Genomic DNA, 14,989 nt, shown 5'->3' on the forward strand with positions numbered 1-14,989 from the left:
CGTTCGAACGGACCGAGCCGCCGGTTCAGAACACCGACAGGCCGGTCAGAGTCGTGAAGCGGTCCAGTGCCGCTACGCCCGCCACCGAGTTGCCGCGCTCGTCGAGGCCCGGGCTCCACACGCACAGGGTGCAGCGGCCGGGCACGACCGCGATGATGCCGCCGCCGACGCCGCTCTTGCCGGGCAGCCCCACCCGGTAGGCGAATTCGCCCGCCGCGTCGTACGTCCCGCAGGTCAGCATCACCGCGTTGACCTGCTTGGCCTGGCTCTGGGTGAGCAGTCTGCTGCCGTCGGCGCAGACGCCGTGGCGGGCCAGGAAGCCGGTGGCGAGGGCGAGGTCGGCGCAGGAGGCGGTGAGGGAGCACTGGCGGAAGTACTGGTCAAGGAGCACCGGGATCGGGTTGTCGATGTTGCCGTAGGAGGCCATGAAATGGGCGAGGGCGGCGTTGCGGTCGCCGTGTGCGGCCTCGGAGGCGGCGACGTCCTTGTCGAAGTCCAGGGCCGGGTTGCCGCTCTCCGTGCGCAGAAAGGTCAGCAGTTCGCCCGCCGCGTCGCCGGTACGGGTCTGCAGGCGGTCGGTGACGACGAGGGCGCCCGCGTTGATGAACGGGTTACGCGGGATGCCGTTCTCGTACTCCAGCTGGATCAGGGAGTTGAAGGGATTGCCGGAGGGCTCGCGGCCGACGTGCTCCCACAGCTCGTCGCCCTCGCGGGCCAGGTCGAGGGCGAGGGTGAAGACCTTGGTGAGGGACTGCGTGGAGAACGGCTCGCGCCAGTCCCCCACGCCGTACACCGTGCCGTCCAGTTCCGCGACGGCCATGCCGAAGCGGCGCGGGTCGCAGGCCGCGAGTGCCGGGATGTAGTCGGCGGGGCGGCCGCGGCCTGGGGTGCGACCGATCTCCTCGGCGATGCGCTCCAGGACCGGCTGGAAGGCGTAGGACGACGTCGTTGTCATGATCACTATTGTGCCTCCGGGTCGGTCCTGGCGCGCGGCCGTGACTCAGGCGAGGGCGGGGCCGCTGCCCGCGAGGACCTCGGGGCGCAGCAGGTCGGCGAGTCGCTCGGCGGGCAACAGGCCCTTCTCCAGGACGAGTTCGGCGACCCCGCGGCCGGTGACGAGGGCTTCCTTGGCGATGTCGGTGGCGGCCGTGTACCCGATGTGCGGGTTGAGGGCGGTCACCAGGCCGATGGAGTTCTCCACGCTCGCGCGCAGTGCCTCGGTGTTGGCGGTGATGCCGTCGACGCACCGCTCGGCGAGCGTCAGGCAGGCGCTCTGCAGGTGCGTGACGGACTCCGACAGGGAGTGCAGGATGATCGGCTCGAAGGCGTTGAGCTGGAGTTGTCCGGCCTCGGCGGCCATGGTGATGGTGACGTCGTTGCCGATCACCTCGAAGGCGACCTGGTTGACGACCTCGGGAATCACCGGGTTGACCTTGCCCGGCATGATCGACGAACCCGCCTGCACCGGCGGCAGGTTGATCTCACCCAGACCCGCCCGCGGCCCCGAGGACAGCAGCCGCAGGTCGTTGCAGCTCTTGGAGAGCTTGACGGCGATCCGCTTGAGTACGCCGGACATCTGCACGAACGCACCGCAGTCCTGGGTGGCTTCGACCAGGTTGGCGGCAGTGACCAGGGGCAGGCCGGTGATGGCGGCGAGGTGGCGGCGGGCCGACTCGGTGTATCCGGCGGGGGCGTTGAGTCCGGTGCCGATGGCCGTGGCGCCGAGGTTGATCTCATGGATCAACTGGACGGCCTCGTCAAGGCGGTTGCGGTCCTCGTCAATCATGACGGCGTATGCGGAGAACTCTTGACCGAGCGTCATCGGTACCGCGTCCTGCAACTGTGTACGGCCCATCTTGAGCACGCCACGGAATTCGACGGCCTTGCGGGCGAAGGCGTCCTGCAGTACGGACATCGCCTTGAGCAGTCCACGGACCGCGAAGACCGTCGCGATCTTGACGGCGGTCGGGTAGACGTCATTGGTCGACTGGCCCAGGTTGACGTCCTCATTGGGGTGCAGGTGCTGGTACTGGCCCTTCTCGAACCCCAGCAGCTCCAGCGCCCGGTTGGCGACGACCTCGTTGGCGTTCATGTTGGTCGAGGTGCCCGCGCCGCCCTGGATGACGTCGACGACGAACTGGTCGTGCAGCTTGCCGTCACGGATCTCCCGGCAGGCCTCCACGATGGCGGCGGCCTTCTTCGGCTCCATCAGGCCGAGTTCCTCATTGGCGAGGGCGGCGGCCTCCTTGACGGCGGCGAGGGCGTCGATCAGGTGCGGGTAGGCGGAGATCGGGGTGCCCGTGATGGGGAAGTTCTCCGTGGCGCGCAGGGTGTGGACACCCCAGTACGCGTCGACGGGGACGTCGCGGTCTCCGAGCAGGTCGTGTTCGCTGCGGCTGGCGGCGGCGGTCATGAGGTGCGGGTCCTCTTTCTGAGGGTGGTGAGGGTGGGTGTGGCCGGCAACGTCGGGGGCGGGGTGGATCCGGCTCGGGCGGTACGGGGTGACGCCCGCCCGAGCCGGTCGAGGCACCGGCCCGGTGGTGACGGGACCGGTGGTTCGGGGGCCGGTCGTCGGTGTGCCGGCAGCGTGGATCCGGCGGGCACACGACCGGATCGGGTGGTCCGCCGGTGGCCACCGCGCACACTCGGTGGCCACCGGAGCCGTCAGAGCCTGTGTCAGGCGCAGGCCCGGACCGTGAGGGGCTCCAGCGCGCGGGCCGGGCGGACCGCGCCGACCGGTTCGCCTCCGCCGAGGAGGGGTTCGCCCGCGAACCGGGTGAGGAGGGCGGGGTCGACGCCGGCCCGGGCGAGGGCGGCGGCCGTGACGGGGATCCGGGCCCGGTTCGCGCCGTCGGAGATCTTGACGGCGACCGCCCGGCCGTCGGGCAGGGCGGCGACCTCCACGCCCTCGAAACCGTCCTTCGCGAGAAGCCCGGGGACGGCCCGCATCAGGGCGGCGACGTCACGGCCGGCGCCCGAGGCCATCTCGGCGTGCTCGCGCATGGCGTTCGCGACCCGGGCCTCCGGAGTGCCCTCGGCCGCCGTGGTGATGCGGGCGGTGGCTCGGGCAAGGCCGTGCAGGGAGATGGAGAAGAGAGGAGCACCGCACCCGTCGACGGTGACCTGGGCGATCCGCTGCCCGGTGAGGTCCTCGACGATCTCGGCGATCGCCTGCTGGAGCGGGTGCTCCGGGTCGAGGTAGCCGTCGAGGGACCAGCCGTTGAGCTTGCAGGTGTACAGCATGGCCGCGTGCTTGCCGGAGCAGTTATGGGCCAGCCGGGAGGGCAGACGGCCCGTACGGATCCACTCGTCGCGGACCACCGGGTCGAACGGCATGTCCGTCACGTTGCGCAGATGGTCCTCGGTGAGGCCGGCGAGCTCCAGGATGCGCCGGGTGCCGGCGAGGTGGCGTTCCTCGCCGGAGTGGCTGGCCGCGGTGAGCGAGAGGAGCTCGCCGTCGAGCGGGAGCCCGGCGCGGACCATGGAGACGGCCTGGACCGGCTTGAGGGCCGAGCGCGGGTAGAAGGCGGCCTCGATGTCGCCGAGTTGGAGCTGGACCTTCCCGTCGGCGCCGAGGACGACGACGGAGCCGTAGTGGATGCCCTCCACGACCCCGCCGCGTATCAGGTGGGCGACGGGGGCGTGGAGGGGTTCGCGGATCAGGGGTGCGACCGCGACGGAACTGCTCAACATCACTGCCTCTTGTCAGGGAGCGGCGCGTGGCTCACGCGCCGGCTCCGGTCGATGTGCTCTCCGTGGACTTGCGTGCGACCCGGCCGCGGACGGCGAACCATCCGCCGACCAGGGCTCCGACGATCAGCGGCAGGCACAGCACGGTGGTGCGGCCGGCGCCTCCGTCGGCGTACATGAGGACCAGGACGGAGGCGAGGAAGGCCAGCGTCACGAGTTCGGTCCAGGGGGACCCCGGCAGTCGGTAGCCGGGGCGGGTCAGCTCGCCCTTCTGAGTCTTCTGCCAGAAGAGGAGGTGACAGATCATGATCATGCCCCAGGTGGAGAGGATGCCGATCGCCGCGAAGTTCAGGACGATCTCGAAGGCGTCCGCCGGGACGACGAAGTTGAGGCCGACGCCCAGGACACAGATACCGCTGGTGAGCAGGATGCCGCCGTACGGGACCTGGCTGCGGCTCATCACCGAGGTGAACTTGGGGGCGGATCCGGACATCGCCATGGAGCGCAGGATGCGCCCCGTGGAGTACAGGCCCGAGTTGAGCGAGGACATGGCCGCCGTGAGGACGACGAGGTTCATCACGCCGCCGGCGGCCGGGATGCCGATGTGGGACAGCACGGTCACGAAGGGGCTCTCGGCGGCGCTGTACTTGTTCCAGGGCAGCAGCATCGAGAGCAGGACGACCGAGCCGACGTAGAAGAGGCCGACGCGCCACATGATCGAGTTGATCGCCTTCGGCATGATCTTCTCGGGGTTCTGGGTCTCACCCGCGGCGACGCCCACCAGCTCGACGGAGGCGTAGGCGAACACGACGCCCTGGATGATCAGCAGCATGGGCAGCAGGCCGTTGGGGAAGACGCCGCCGTTGTCGGTGATCAGGGCCGGGCCGGGGTGGGCGCCGTCGACGGGGTGCTGGGTGACCAGCAGGAAGATGCCGATGCACATGAAGATCACGAGTGCACTGACCTTGACGATGGCGAACCAGAACTCCAGCTCACCGAAGATCTTGACGGAGATCAGGTTGACCGTCAGGACGACGGCCAGGGCGATCAATGCGATCAACCATTGAGGGATGTCGGAGAACATGCCCCAGTAGTGCGTGTAGGTGGCCACCGCGGTGATGTCGGCAATGCCGGTGGTCGCCCAGTTCAGGAAGTACATCCAGCCCGCGGTGTACGCGCCCTTCTCCCCCAGGAACTCACGGGCGTAGGAGACGAAGGCGCCGGACGAGGGCCGGTACAGGACGAGTTCGCCGAGGGCGCGCACGACCAGGAAGGCGAAGATGCCGCAGACCGCGTAGGCGATGAACAGGGACGGGCCGGCGTCGGCGAGACGGCCGCCCGCGCCGAGGAAGAGACCGGTGCCTATCGCGCCGCCGATGGCGATCATGTTGACGTGCCGGGACTTCAGCGACTTGCTGTAGCCCGCGTCGCCTGCGTCGACATGTGCGGCCGGTGTGCGCGTCTCGTCTTTGAGGTGCTGCTCGCTCACGCCTCGGGTCCGCCTTCCGTGGGGATGTCCGTGCGCGCGGGGCGCACGATGTCGGTGAGGGTCGTCTCGACGCGGTCGAGATGGTGCGCCATGGCGTCGACCGCGTCGAGTTCGGAACCGTCCATCAGCGCCTCGACGATCGCCCGGTGCTCGCGGTTGGACTGCTCGCGGCGTCCGCCCAGCTCGTTGAGGAAGGCCGACTGACGCGCCAGTGCGTCGCGGATCTCCTCGATGACCCGGCGGAAGACCGGGTTCTGGGCGGCCTGGGCGACAGCTAGGTGGAACAGTGTGTCGAGGGCGACCCACGAGGTGGTGTCGGTCTCCCGCTCCATGCGCTCCAGCAGGTGCGCCAGGTGGTCGAGGTCCTCGGGCGTGCGGCGCACGGCCGCGTAGCCCGCCACCGGGATCTCCACGTGGCGGCGCACCTCCAGCAGGTCGCTGGCCGCGTAGTCGCCGAAGGTGGGGTCCTCGACGGTGCTGGCCACGACGAAAGTGCCCTTGCCCGTCTTGGAGACGGTCAGGCCCATCGTCTGCAGCGCCCTGAGGGCCTCGCGCAGCACGGGCCGGCTGACCTCGAGGGTGCGGCACAGCTCCGCCTCGGAGGGGAGCTTGTCCCCCACGGCGTACTCGCCGTTCTCGATGGCGGCGCGCAGATGCGCCAGGACCGCTTCCATGGCGCTGATGCGCCGCGGACCCTGACTGGCTGTCTTGCTGTCTGACAGGTTCACGGGAGCGATCCTGCGGGTGACGGGCGGGAACTGTCAAGGGGGAAGCGAAAGGCGAAATTCATGGGGCGCGGCGCCTGAAAACAGACTTCCCGATCGGGCATCGCGTCCGCGCTCTCGCCACCGCCGGGATTACGGAGGCCGCTCCGCCGCCTCAGGCAGGGACGGCCCCGACGGCCGAGCCGTGTCAGACGCGCGCAAGCAGGCGCTCCAGCGGCCGGGGAACCCGCTCGAGGTCGAGATGCTCGACCAGTGCCTGCGCGTAGAGCGCCTTGCGGCCGCTGTGGGTCCCCATGAAGCGCCGCAGCTGGTGCTCCACGGGCCGGTTCCGCTGGGCCGGCTGGCCCTGGAAGGTGTGGAAGGGGCGCGTCTCGCCCTGTGCCTCGATCACCTGCTGCACGCCTTCGGCCCCGAGCGCGCGGATCAGTTCGTCCTCCAGGTCGGCGACGCACAGGTGGAACCCGAGTGCCTCAAGGCCGACGCGGGTGAGACCGGAGCCGAGCCCGACCCGCTCCAGATGGCGCCGGAAGTGCCGTTCCTCGCCGATGTCGCAGAGGCCGGCCAGCGGAAGGTCGAGTCCCGCAGGTCCGCACACGTCCAGGAAACGCCCGATGTTCGTCGCTCCTCCGAGCGGCACCACCGCAACGCCCTGCGTGCCGAGGTCGCGGCCATGGCGCGCGGCCAGCGCTTCGAGGGCGGCCTGATCGCTGCTTCCCTCGACGAGCACGATCGTCCGCACACCGCCGGCCAGATGCCGCGCCGCCTCGGCGGCCGCGCTCGCCCCCGCTCCCCCGGCCGCCCACGCGACCAGCGCCCTGCGAAATCGCCTCATCTCGTCCACGAGACCTCGCTTCCCCGCGCCATCGTGGCACGGCGGAGATCCCGTACGCACGCGCGTTTTTCCGGGGCGGGGTGCGAGAAATCAGCGGATACGGCGCCTTCTCGGCATCGCCGCGCACCAGGGGCTCGTCCGCGACGCTGTCCGGCTCCCCGAGAGGCGCCCGTTTCCGCGACCGCCGTCAGCTGCTGAGGCCACCCGTGCTGAGCAGACCGAGCAGCAGCACGCCGACGATGATCCGGTAGACGACGAAGGCGTTGAAGGAGTGCTTGGCGACGAACTTCAGCAGCCAGGCGATGGAGGCGTAGGCGACGACGAAGGAGACGATCGTGCCGACGGCGAGCGGCGCGGCGCCCACGCCCGTGCCCAGGGCGTCCTTGAGCTCGTACAGGCCGGCGCCGGTCAGCGCCGGGATGCCGAGGAAGAAGGAGAGGCGGGTGGCGGCGACGCGGTCCAGGTCGAGGATGAGTGCGGTGGACATGGTGGCGCCGGAGCGGGAGAAGCCGGGGAAGAGCAGGGCGAGGATCTGGGAGCCGCCGACCAGCATCGCGTCCTTGAAGGTGGTGTCGTCCTCACCGCGCTTGTGCCGGCCCATCTGGTCCGCAGCCCACATGACGCCGCTGCCGACGATCAGCGAGGCGGCGACCACCCACAGCGAGGCGAGCGGGCCCTCGATGAGCGGCTTGGCGGCCAGGCCCACGACCACGATCGGGATGGTCGCGTAGATCACCCACCAGGCGAACTTGTAGTCGTGGTGGTAGCGCTCTTCCTTGTTGACCAGGCCACGGCCCCAGGCGGAGACGATCCGCACGATGTCCTTGAAGAAGTACAGGAGCACGGCTGCGATCGCGCCGACCTGGATGACGGCCGAGAAGCCGACGACGGCCTTGTCGTCGACCGGGATGCTCATGAGCCCTTCGGTGATCTTCAGATGTCCGGTGGAGGAAACGGGAAGGAACTCGGTCAGCCCTTCCACGACTCCGAGGACGGCGGCCTGACCGACGTTGATGACGCTCATGGGATCCAGTTCTGAGGAGTTGGTCGACAGTGCTGTAGACAGTCTTACTACGCGCGGGAGTCAGGCCGGTCGCCTACCCCCACAAGGCCTGGGCGATCGACACCCCGGCGAATGCCGCGCCGAGGCCTGCCGTCACGCTCCCGACGACGTTGGCGGCAGCGTAGAGCCCCGCCCCGGTCTCGGTCAGCCGCAGGGTCTCGTAGGAGAAGGTCGAGTACGTCGTCAGGGCTCCGCACAGGCCGGTGCCGAGGAGCAGCTGCAGATGGGAACCGGCGACCACCTCGGCCACCGCGCCGGTCAGCAGGCCGAGGATCAGGCAGCCGGTGACGTTCACCGCGAAGGTACCCCAGGGGAAGACCGAGTCGTGGCGGGACTGCACCGCGCGGTCGGTGAGGTAGCGCAGCGGGGCACCGACCATGGCGCCCGCGACGACCAACACCCAGTTCACAACGACTCCTTACCCTTCATATCCGTTTTGCCGGGGCTGTCCTCGCGGCCGACGTACCGGATGACCTCGCAGTCGTCGAGGATGACCAGGCCCTCGCCGACGAGCTCGTCGAGCTGCGGCAGGAAGGCGCGGACGCGTTCCTCGGTGTCGACGATGACGATCGCGACGGGCAGGTCCTCACTCAGCGACAGCAGCCGCGAGGTGTGGATCATGGAGGAGGCGCCGAAGCCCTCGATACCGCGGAAGACGCTGGCGCCGGCGAGGCCCGCCGCGTGGGCGCGGTGCACGATCTCCGAGTAGAGGGGCTTGTGGTGCCAGGTGTCGTTCTCGCCGATGAAGACGGTCACGCGCAGGGCGCTGCCGGTCAGCCTCGTCATGGCTGCCTCCACTTCAGGACGCGGCGGGCCGCGGTGACCGCGAGCCACACCGCCGTGAGCGCCGCGAGCAGGGTCGCGGCGAGGTAGGCCAGCCCGGTGCGCGGGTGGCCAGCGTCGACCAGCTTCTGGATGTCGACGGCGTAGGTGGAGAAGGTGGTGAAGCCGCCGAGCACGCCGGTGCCGAAGAAGGGGCGTACGAGGCGGTGGGCGGCCCATACGTCGGTGATGACGACCATGAACACACCGATCACGGCGCAGCCGACGACGTTGGTCCAGAAGGTCGCCCAGGGGAATCCGCCGGGCTGGGTGGGCCACCACAGGGACAGGGCGTAGCGGGCGGTGGCGCCGAGGGCGCCGCCGAGCGCGACCACCGCGACGACGGGGGCCTGGGTGCGCCAGGCGGGCGGTCGCGGGGTGTGGGGGCGGGCGCGGAGGCTCTCGGCGTCCGGGGCTGTCATGGTCGTACGTCTCCTACTCGCCGGGGCCCGGGGCATGCGGGCGCCGCTCCTTCGCAAGTAGGGACCGTTGGCGGCACCACTGCCGCGGTTCGGGTACGGCGGGCCCCACCGCCGCGCCGCGAGGGGTGCTCGCGGCCGGGCAACAGGGTAGCGCCCGGCCCTGACCCGGGTCACTTCGGGGCCGGTCGCTCGCACACCGCGATGCCCCGCTCCCACAGGGAGCCGAGGACCAGGTGGCCGGCGGCCTCGCAGACGCTGGTCACCATGCGGTAGCCGGAGTGCCGGCGGGCGAGGTGGTGGACGATCGTCCCCTGGTCGTCGACCGCGAGGACGCCGATGGTGCCGGTGGGGCGGAAGGGGGCACGGACGGCGATGCGGGCGGCGGCGCCGCGGACGGCGGGGGCGGTGCGGTGCAGCAGGTCGAGCGGGGGCACGCGGGGCCCGGCGAGGGAGACCCAGACCGGGCCGTCCGGGCCGGCCCGCCAGAGATTGTCGGGCATGCCCGGCAGGTTCTCCACGAAGGGTTCGCTCCGTCCGGACTTCTCGCCGGTGAGCCAGTAGCGGGTCAGTCTGCGGGCGCCGGTCTCGGCGACGACCAGGAACGATTCATCAGCGCTCAGCGCCAGCCCGTTGGCGAACTGGAGCCCCTCCAGCAGCACTTCCGGGCTCTCGCTGCCCGGGGCGAGGCGCAGCAGGCGGCCGGTCCCGGTGTGTTCGACGAGGTCGCCGATCCACTGGTCCAACGGGTAGCGGCGGCTGGAGACGGTGAAGCAGACACTGCCGTCGGACAGGGCGACCGCATTGCTGCAGAACCGCAGCCTCTCCCCCGCCACCGAGTCGGCGAGGATGCGCACGATGCCCTCGCCGAGGTCGACGCGCAGCAGCCCGAGTTCGGCGTCGCACACCAACAGGGCATCGTCGGGGAGAAGTTCGAGGCCTAGCGGTCGGCCTCCGGTTTCGGCGAGCACCTCGACGCGGGCGGCCGAGGGCTCGGCCAGTCCGTCGATGCGCAGGATGCGGCCGTCCTCCACTCCGGTCAGCACCCGGCCGTGGGCGTCGGCGACGACGTCCTCGGGGCCACGGCCGCCGATGGCGACGTACCGGAGCGGAACGAGTTCACTGGGACGGTCCATGAAAACCTCCTCGTCGAGGTCGGGACAGTTCATGCTGGCATGTGTAGGGATGCCCACCGGGTGCCGGGTCACCCGATCAGGTTTACCGGGACGCGTTCCTGGCCACTCAGGACACCACCACCGGTAGCCCCGGCCGGAGGAAGGGGTGGTGCCATGTCACGGCTGGCCGCCTGGCACCGGCTGGGGTTCGCCGAGCTGCACCGACGCGGCAAAGAGCTGGAGTTGATGCACCGGGCCATGGGGTTTGCGACGCTCGCCCTGGTCACCCTGGCTCCGCTGCTGATCGTGGTGGCCGCGGCGGATCCGTTCGGGCACGGCGGCTTCGCGCTGTGGCTGGTGGACGGCATGGCCCTGAACGGCCGGTCCGCCGACGCGCTCGCGCATGTCTTCGGCCCGACCCGCAAGGTGATCAGCACCACCAGCGCGCTGAGCCTGGCCCTGCTCGCACTGTTCGGCATGTCCTTCGCCTCCAGCGTGCAGAACGGCTATGAGCGGATCTGGAGGACGGCCGCCGCTCCCTGGCACCACCTCTGGCGGCACGCGGTCTGGCTGGTCATGCTGATGGCGTACCTGTACGCACAGGTGCAGACCCGGACCGTGCTGGAGGGCCCGCCCCGCATTCTGCTCAGCGTGGGGGTCGGTGTGCTGTTCTTCTGGTGGGCGCCGCACTTCCTGCTCAGCCGCCAGGTGCCCTGGCGGTATCTGCTGCCCGGTGCGCTCGCCACGATGGCGGGCCTGGTGGGCCTGCGCGGCTTCTCGTATCTGGTCTTCACCCCGCTCCTGGTCACCAACGCGATCAGCTACGGCCCGGTCGGCACGGTCCTGGTGGTGGAGTCCTGGCTGGTCGGAGTGGGGTTCGTCGTCTACGGCGGTGCGCTGCTGGGGCGGCTCATATGCGAGTGGCTCGGACACCTCGACGAGCCGCCGGACCCGCCCGACCGGGCGGCACGGGCACCGACGGACCGCGGACAGGGGCCTTCGGCCCTGCGCTCCTAGCGGGAACATGGGCGAGGACCCGGCCGCTCCCCTGCGACCGGGCCCTCTCCACACAGGTTCAGCGGTGGCTGAACCAGCTCGTGGCCGAGGTGGCCTTGTTGTCGTAGTCGAAGAGGGCCTGGTTCTCCCAGCCGTTGCCGGAGGTGGCGTCGGTCGGGTCCCAGCCGTTCCCGGTGACCGCGGTCCAGGTCGCCTCCCAGTAGAAGACGCCGAGGCCCTTGTTGCCCGGGACGGCCTCCACGATGTTCGCGACGGCGTTCATCCAGGCCAGCTGGCCCGCCTGGGTGGCCGGGTAGCCGGAGACCAGTTCGCCGGTGGTGTCGATCTGGTTGGTGAGCGAGTCCTTGCTGTCCAGCCGGAACGGGTAGGCCGTCTCGGCGATGAACACCGGCTTGCCGTAGCGGGAGACCACGTCGTCCAGGGTGGTCTGCGCGGCGGCCAGCGAGCCGTGCCAGTAGCCGTAGTACGACAGGCCGATCACGTCGTAGTTGATGTTGTACGTCTTGGCGCTGTCGAACCACCAGCGGACCGTGGAGTCGTCACCGGCGTTGGCGAGGTGCAGCGCGACCTGGGTGCCGGAGGAGACGGCCTTGACCGCGCTGTAGCCGGAGTTGATCAGGCCGGCGAGCTGCGACCAGTTGTCCGTGGAGCCCTCGGACCACAACATGCCGCCGTTGATCTCGTTGCCGACCTGGACCATGTCGGCGGCGGTGCCCTGGGCCTTGAGCGCGCTCAGCACGTCGTACGTGTGGTTGTACACGTCCGTCTTCAGCTGGCTGTAGCTGTGCCCCGACCAGGCGGCGGGCTTGCTCTGGGCTCCCGGGTCGGCCCAGGTGTCCGAGTAGTGGAAGTCGACCAGCAGCTTCATGCCGGCCGCCTTGATGCGCTTGGCCATGGCCAGCACGCGCGTCTTGTTGTTGTAGCCGTCGGCGGGGTTGACCCACACCTTCAGGCGCGCGTAGTTCATGCCCGTGTTCTTGAGGATGGTGACCGCGTCGCCGGTCGTGCCGGAGCTGGTCCTGTAGACGCCGCCGAGGGCCTCGCTCTTGGCCAGGGAGGAGATGTCGGCACCCTTGATGGACAGGCCCGTGGAGCCGGACGCGAAGGTCAGGTCGTCAACATTGATCCAGTTGCCGGCGTTCGCGTCACTGTTGATGCTGATCGTGCACTGGTTGTTGGTCACATTGATCGACGTGACGATGCGGATCCAGCTGCTCGTGGACACCGGAAGATCGGTGCGCTGGTCGGAACTGCCGCAGTTCTTCAGGGCTATGTAGGCGGAGTTCTGCCCGCCGCTGGAGCGGGTCCAGGCGGTGAGGGTGTAGGCGCCGTTGGTCAGCCCCGACAGGTACTGGTACGTCTCGACCTTGTAGGCCGAGGCGGAGTAGTGGGACAGACGGTAGCTGCCGCTGTGGCCACCGGACTCGGTGTACGAGGCGGAGTTCTGGCCGGCTGCCGAGTACGTCGACCAGCCGGCCGGCGTGGCGGTGCCGGTGCCGTCGGACTCGAAGCCGCCGTTGGTCAGGGTGCCGGCCGCCTGCGCGCTGGGTGCGGGCAGGGCGACCAGGGCGAGCCCGGCCACCAGCGGCATCAGCAGGGCTCTGAGGGTGCGTCTGGGATGGAACATCGTCGTCCGTCGTCCCTTCGACGAATGGGGATGGGGAGATCCCTGAGGATGGGGGTCCCTCCGGTGGGTGCGGAAGGAGGGCCCCTCCGCCCGCGGCTCTCGTGGCACACGCGGACGGAGGGGAGTCGGCTCAGCCGTCGAGGCGTACGACCCGGACGGCTCCCGCGGGGACTTCGAGGCGGCCCGCGGCGCGTTCACCGGTCAGCAGCTCGGTGCCGTGCGTCTCCAGCGGCACCTTGGCGTCCGACGCGGAGTGGTTGACCGCGAACAGATAGCTGCCCGACTCGCCGGTGCGGCGGACGACCTCGACGTCGCGTGGCAGGTCGGCGCGCGGGGTGACACGCGCGTCCTCGATCGCCCAGCCGAGCAGGGCGTCCAGGCCCTCGGCGCCCAGGCGGGTGGAGACGTACCAGGCGGTGCCCTCGCCGAGGCGGTGGCGGGTGACGGCCGGGTGGCCCACGGTCAGGCCGTCGGCGTACGTCCACACGGTCTCGGCGCCGCGCGGGACGACGAACTCCGTCCACACGTCGCCGCTGAGCTCGGAGCCGTCCGGGCCGCTCAGACGCACCGACCGGCCCTGCAGCAGCGGCGAGAACTCCTCGACCGTCAGGCCGAGCACGTCCCTGAGCGCACCCGGGTAGGCGCCCTCGTGGACGGCGTCGTGCTCGTCGACGATGCCGGAGAAGTACGAGACGACAAGCGTGCCGCCGCCTTCGACGTACTCCTTGAGGTTGTTGCCGGCCGCCTCCGTCATCAGGTACAGGGCGGGCACGACGACAAGGGGATAGGCCGACAAGTCGGCTTCCGGATGGGCGAAGTCGACGGTGAGGTGGCGGTCGTAGAGGGTCTCGTAGAAGGCGTCGGCGCGTTCGCGCGCGTCGTGGTCCTCGCTGGGGCGCCAGTCGAGGTTCTGCGCCCACCAGGAGTGCCAGTCCCACAGGACGGCGACATCGGCCCGGGTGCGGGTGCCGAGGACCTGGCTCAACGAGTCGAGGGCGGCGCCCAGTTCGACGACCTCGCGCCAGACGCGGGTCTGAGTGCCGCCGTGCGGGAGCATCGCCGAGTGGAACTTCTCGGCGCCGCGCCGGGACTGGCGCCACTGGAAGAACAGGGCGCCGTCGGAGCCGCGGGCCACATGGGCGAGGGAGTTGCGGGCCATCTGGCCGGGGGCCTTGGCGGGGTTGCGGGGCTGCCAGTTGACGCCCGAGGTGGAGTGCTCCAGGAGCAGCCAGGGGGCTCCGCCGGCGACGGAGCGGGTGAGGTCGGCGGCCATCGCGAGGTTGACGTGGGTGCGGCGGCCGTCGGTGATCAGATAGTGGTCGTTGGTGACGAGGTCGACCTCACGGCCCCAGGCCCAGTAGTCGACGGAGTCGCACTGGCTGAGGGCGGTCATGAAGTTCGTCGTCACCGGGACGCCGGGCGAGAGGCGGTGCAGGATGTCCCGCTCCATACGGAAGTTCTCGCGCATGGTGGCGTCGGCGAAGCGCTTGTAGTCCAGCGCCTGGGCCGGGTTGACGGCCGTCGGGGTGGAGCGGGGCGGGTTGATCTGCTCGAAGTCGGTGTAGCGCTGGCCCCAGAAGGCCGTGCCCCAGGCCTCGTTGACGGCTTCGACCGTGTCGTACGTCGAGGCGAGCCAGCGGCGGAAGTGGGCCGCGCAGGAGTCGCAGTAGCAGGCCGAGACGGGGACGCCGTACTCGTTGTGCACGTGCCACATCGCCAGGGCAGGGTGGTCGCCGTAGCGCTCGGCGAGCCGGGTGGTGATGCCGGCGGCGGCCGCGCGGTAGTCGGCGTTGCTGTGACAGATGGCAGCGCGGGAGCCGAACTCGTGGCGCACGCCCTCGGGGGTCACGGGGAGGGCCTCCGGGTGGGCCCGGTAGAACCAGACCGGCGGGCACACGGTGGGGGTGCCCAGGTCGGCGCGTATGCCGTTCTCGTGCAGCAGGTCGAGCAGGCGGTCGAGCCAGCCGAAGTCGTACACCCCGGGTGAGGGCTCCAGCAGCGCCCAGGAGAAGATCCCGACGCTCACCATGGTGACGCCGGCCTCCCGCATCAGCCGGACGTCCTCGTGCCAGACGCTTTCCGGCCACTGCTCGGGGTTGTAGTCCCCACCGAAGGCGAGCCTGGTGAGGCCTCTGGGGCTGGTCTCCGGCATGGATCTCTCCCGTTTTATCGATCATTTGGGAACGTGCA

14 protein-coding genes are annotated in these 14,989 nt (G+C 70.1%); 1 reads left to right on the forward strand and 13 read right to left on the reverse strand.

Annotated elements, in window-relative coordinates:
- Nucleotides 1-25: 25 nt before the first annotated feature.
- The 11 genes from EDD92_RS04320 to EDD92_RS04370 form a co-directional block, all read right to left on the reverse strand.
- Complete coding sequence (locus tag EDD92_RS04320) at nt 26-955, reverse strand: glutaminase (RefSeq protein WP_399181833.1); 930 nt, start codon at nt 953-955, stop codon at nt 26-28.
- A 45-nt stretch (nt 956-1,000) separates the two neighbouring features.
- Complete coding sequence (gene aspA, locus EDD92_RS04325) at nt 1,001-2,413, reverse strand: aspartate ammonia-lyase (RefSeq protein WP_123963066.1); 1,413 nt, start codon at nt 2,411-2,413, stop codon at nt 1,001-1,003.
- Nucleotides 2,414-2,676: 263 nt separating this feature from the next.
- Nucleotides 2,677-3,693 carry an asparaginase gene (locus EDD92_RS04330; protein WP_123963067.1) on the reverse strand — a complete coding sequence of 339 codons (1,017 nt, stop codon included), beginning with the start codon at nt 3,691-3,693 and terminating at the stop codon, nt 2,677-2,679.
- A gap of 31 nt (nt 3,694-3,724) precedes the next feature.
- Nucleotides 3,725-5,179, reverse strand: a complete 1,455-nt coding sequence (locus tag EDD92_RS04335) for an amino acid permease (RefSeq protein ID WP_123963068.1) — start codon at nt 5,177-5,179, stop codon at nt 3,725-3,727.
- A complete protein-coding gene (locus tag EDD92_RS04340; protein ID WP_030926741.1) occupies nt 5,176-5,853 on the reverse strand; it encodes a FadR/GntR family transcriptional regulator in 678 nt (225 codons plus the stop codon). The genes EDD92_RS04335 and EDD92_RS04340 overlap by 4 nt, the downstream gene beginning before the upstream one ends.
- A gap of 238 nt (nt 5,854-6,091) precedes the next feature.
- Nucleotides 6,092-6,745, reverse strand: a complete 654-nt coding sequence (locus tag EDD92_RS04345; protein ID WP_123963069.1) for a TOPRIM nucleotidyl transferase/hydrolase domain-containing protein — start codon at nt 6,743-6,745, stop codon at nt 6,092-6,094.
- 178 nt (nt 6,746-6,923) lie between these two features.
- On the reverse strand, nt 6,924-7,760 hold the full coding sequence (locus tag EDD92_RS04350; protein ID WP_123963070.1) for an undecaprenyl-diphosphate phosphatase: 837 nt from the start codon (nt 7,758-7,760) through the stop codon (nt 6,924-6,926).
- A gap of 73 nt (nt 7,761-7,833) precedes the next feature.
- Entirely contained in the window at nt 7,834-8,208 is a 375-nt protein-coding gene (crcB, locus tag EDD92_RS04355; RefSeq protein ID WP_123963071.1) for a fluoride efflux transporter CrcB, read from the reverse strand.
- Complete coding sequence (locus tag EDD92_RS04360) at nt 8,205-8,585, reverse strand: DUF190 domain-containing protein (RefSeq protein ID WP_123963072.1); 381 nt, start codon at nt 8,583-8,585, stop codon at nt 8,205-8,207. Before EDD92_RS04360 ends, crcB (EDD92_RS04355) begins: the two co-directional genes overlap by 4 nt.
- On the reverse strand, nt 8,582-9,043 hold the full coding sequence (gene crcB / locus EDD92_RS04365) for a fluoride efflux transporter CrcB (RefSeq protein WP_123963073.1): 462 nt from the start codon (nt 9,041-9,043) through the stop codon (nt 8,582-8,584). Before crcB (EDD92_RS04365) ends, EDD92_RS04360 begins: the two co-directional genes overlap by 4 nt.
- A 170-nt stretch (nt 9,044-9,213) precedes the next feature.
- Nucleotides 9,214-10,176: an SMP-30/gluconolactonase/LRE family protein gene (locus EDD92_RS04370; protein WP_123970261.1), complete on the reverse strand. Its 963-nt coding sequence runs from the start codon at nt 10,174-10,176 to the stop codon at nt 9,214-9,216.
- A 153-nt stretch (nt 10,177-10,329) separates the two neighbouring features.
- On the opposite strand from EDD92_RS04370, the gene EDD92_RS04375 reads away from it, so the two are divergent.
- Nucleotides 10,330-11,172 (forward strand): ribonuclease BN, encoded by an 843-nt coding sequence (locus tag EDD92_RS04375; protein ID WP_123963074.1) that lies wholly within the window; start codon nt 10,330-10,332, stop codon nt 11,170-11,172.
- Between the two features lie 58 nt (nt 11,173-11,230).
- Here the strand turns inward: EDD92_RS04375 and EDD92_RS04380 are convergent, their stop codons facing one another.
- Together EDD92_RS04380 and EDD92_RS04385 are read right to left on the reverse strand one after the other, a co-directional pair.
- Complete coding sequence (locus EDD92_RS04380) at nt 11,231-12,799, reverse strand: arabinogalactan endo-1,4-beta-galactosidase (RefSeq protein ID WP_123963075.1); 1,569 nt, start codon at nt 12,797-12,799, stop codon at nt 11,231-11,233.
- Nucleotides 12,800-12,929: 130 nt separating this feature from the next.
- Nucleotides 12,930-14,951, reverse strand: coding sequence for a beta-galactosidase (locus EDD92_RS04385; RefSeq protein WP_123963076.1), 2,022 nt, complete (start codon nt 14,949-14,951; stop codon nt 12,930-12,932).
- Nucleotides 14,952-14,989: the final 38 nt, after the last annotated feature.

Origin of the sequence: Streptomyces sp. TLI_185, from assembly GCF_003814765.1 — a bacterium.
Lineage (GTDB): Bacteria > Actinomycetota > Actinomycetes > Streptomycetales > Streptomycetaceae > Streptomyces.

Bases quoted from the DNA above. Each gene is read 5' to 3' on its own strand.
- EDD92_RS04370 (WP_123970261.1), bottom strand. From the start codon at position 10,176: ATGGACCGTCCCAGTGAACTCGTTCCGCTCCGGTACGTCGCCATCGGC.
- crcB (WP_123963073.1), bottom strand. From the start codon at position 9,043: ATGACAGCCCCGGACGCCGAGAGCCTCCGCGCCCGCCCCCACACCCCG.
- EDD92_RS04350 (WP_123963070.1), bottom strand. From the start codon at position 7,760: ATGAGCGTCATCAACGTCGGTCAGGCCGCCGTCCTCGGAGTCGTGGAA.
- EDD92_RS04385 (WP_123963076.1), bottom strand. From the start codon at position 14,951: ATGCCGGAGACCAGCCCCAGAGGCCTCACCAGGCTCGCCTTCGGTGGG.
- EDD92_RS04320 (WP_399181833.1), bottom strand. From the start codon at position 955: ATGACAACGACGTCGTCCTACGCCTTCCAGCCGGTCCTGGAGCGCATC.
- EDD92_RS04380 (WP_123963075.1), bottom strand. From the start codon at position 12,799: ATGTTCCATCCCAGACGCACCCTCAGAGCCCTGCTGATGCCGCTGGTG.
- EDD92_RS04375 (WP_123963074.1), top strand. From the start codon at position 10,330: ATGTCACGGCTGGCCGCCTGGCACCGGCTGGGGTTCGCCGAGCTGCAC.
- EDD92_RS04360 (WP_123963072.1), bottom strand. From the start codon at position 8,585: ATGACGAGGCTGACCGGCAGCGCCCTGCGCGTGACCGTCTTCATCGGC.
- EDD92_RS04340 (WP_030926741.1), bottom strand. From the start codon at position 5,853: ATGGAAGCGGTCCTGGCGCATCTGCGCGCCGCCATCGAGAACGGCGAG.
- aspA (WP_123963066.1), bottom strand. From the start codon at position 2,413: ATGACCGCCGCCGCCAGCCGCAGCGAACACGACCTGCTCGGAGACCGC.
- EDD92_RS04330 (WP_123963067.1), bottom strand. From the start codon at position 3,693: ATGTTGAGCAGTTCCGTCGCGGTCGCACCCCTGATCCGCGAACCCCTC.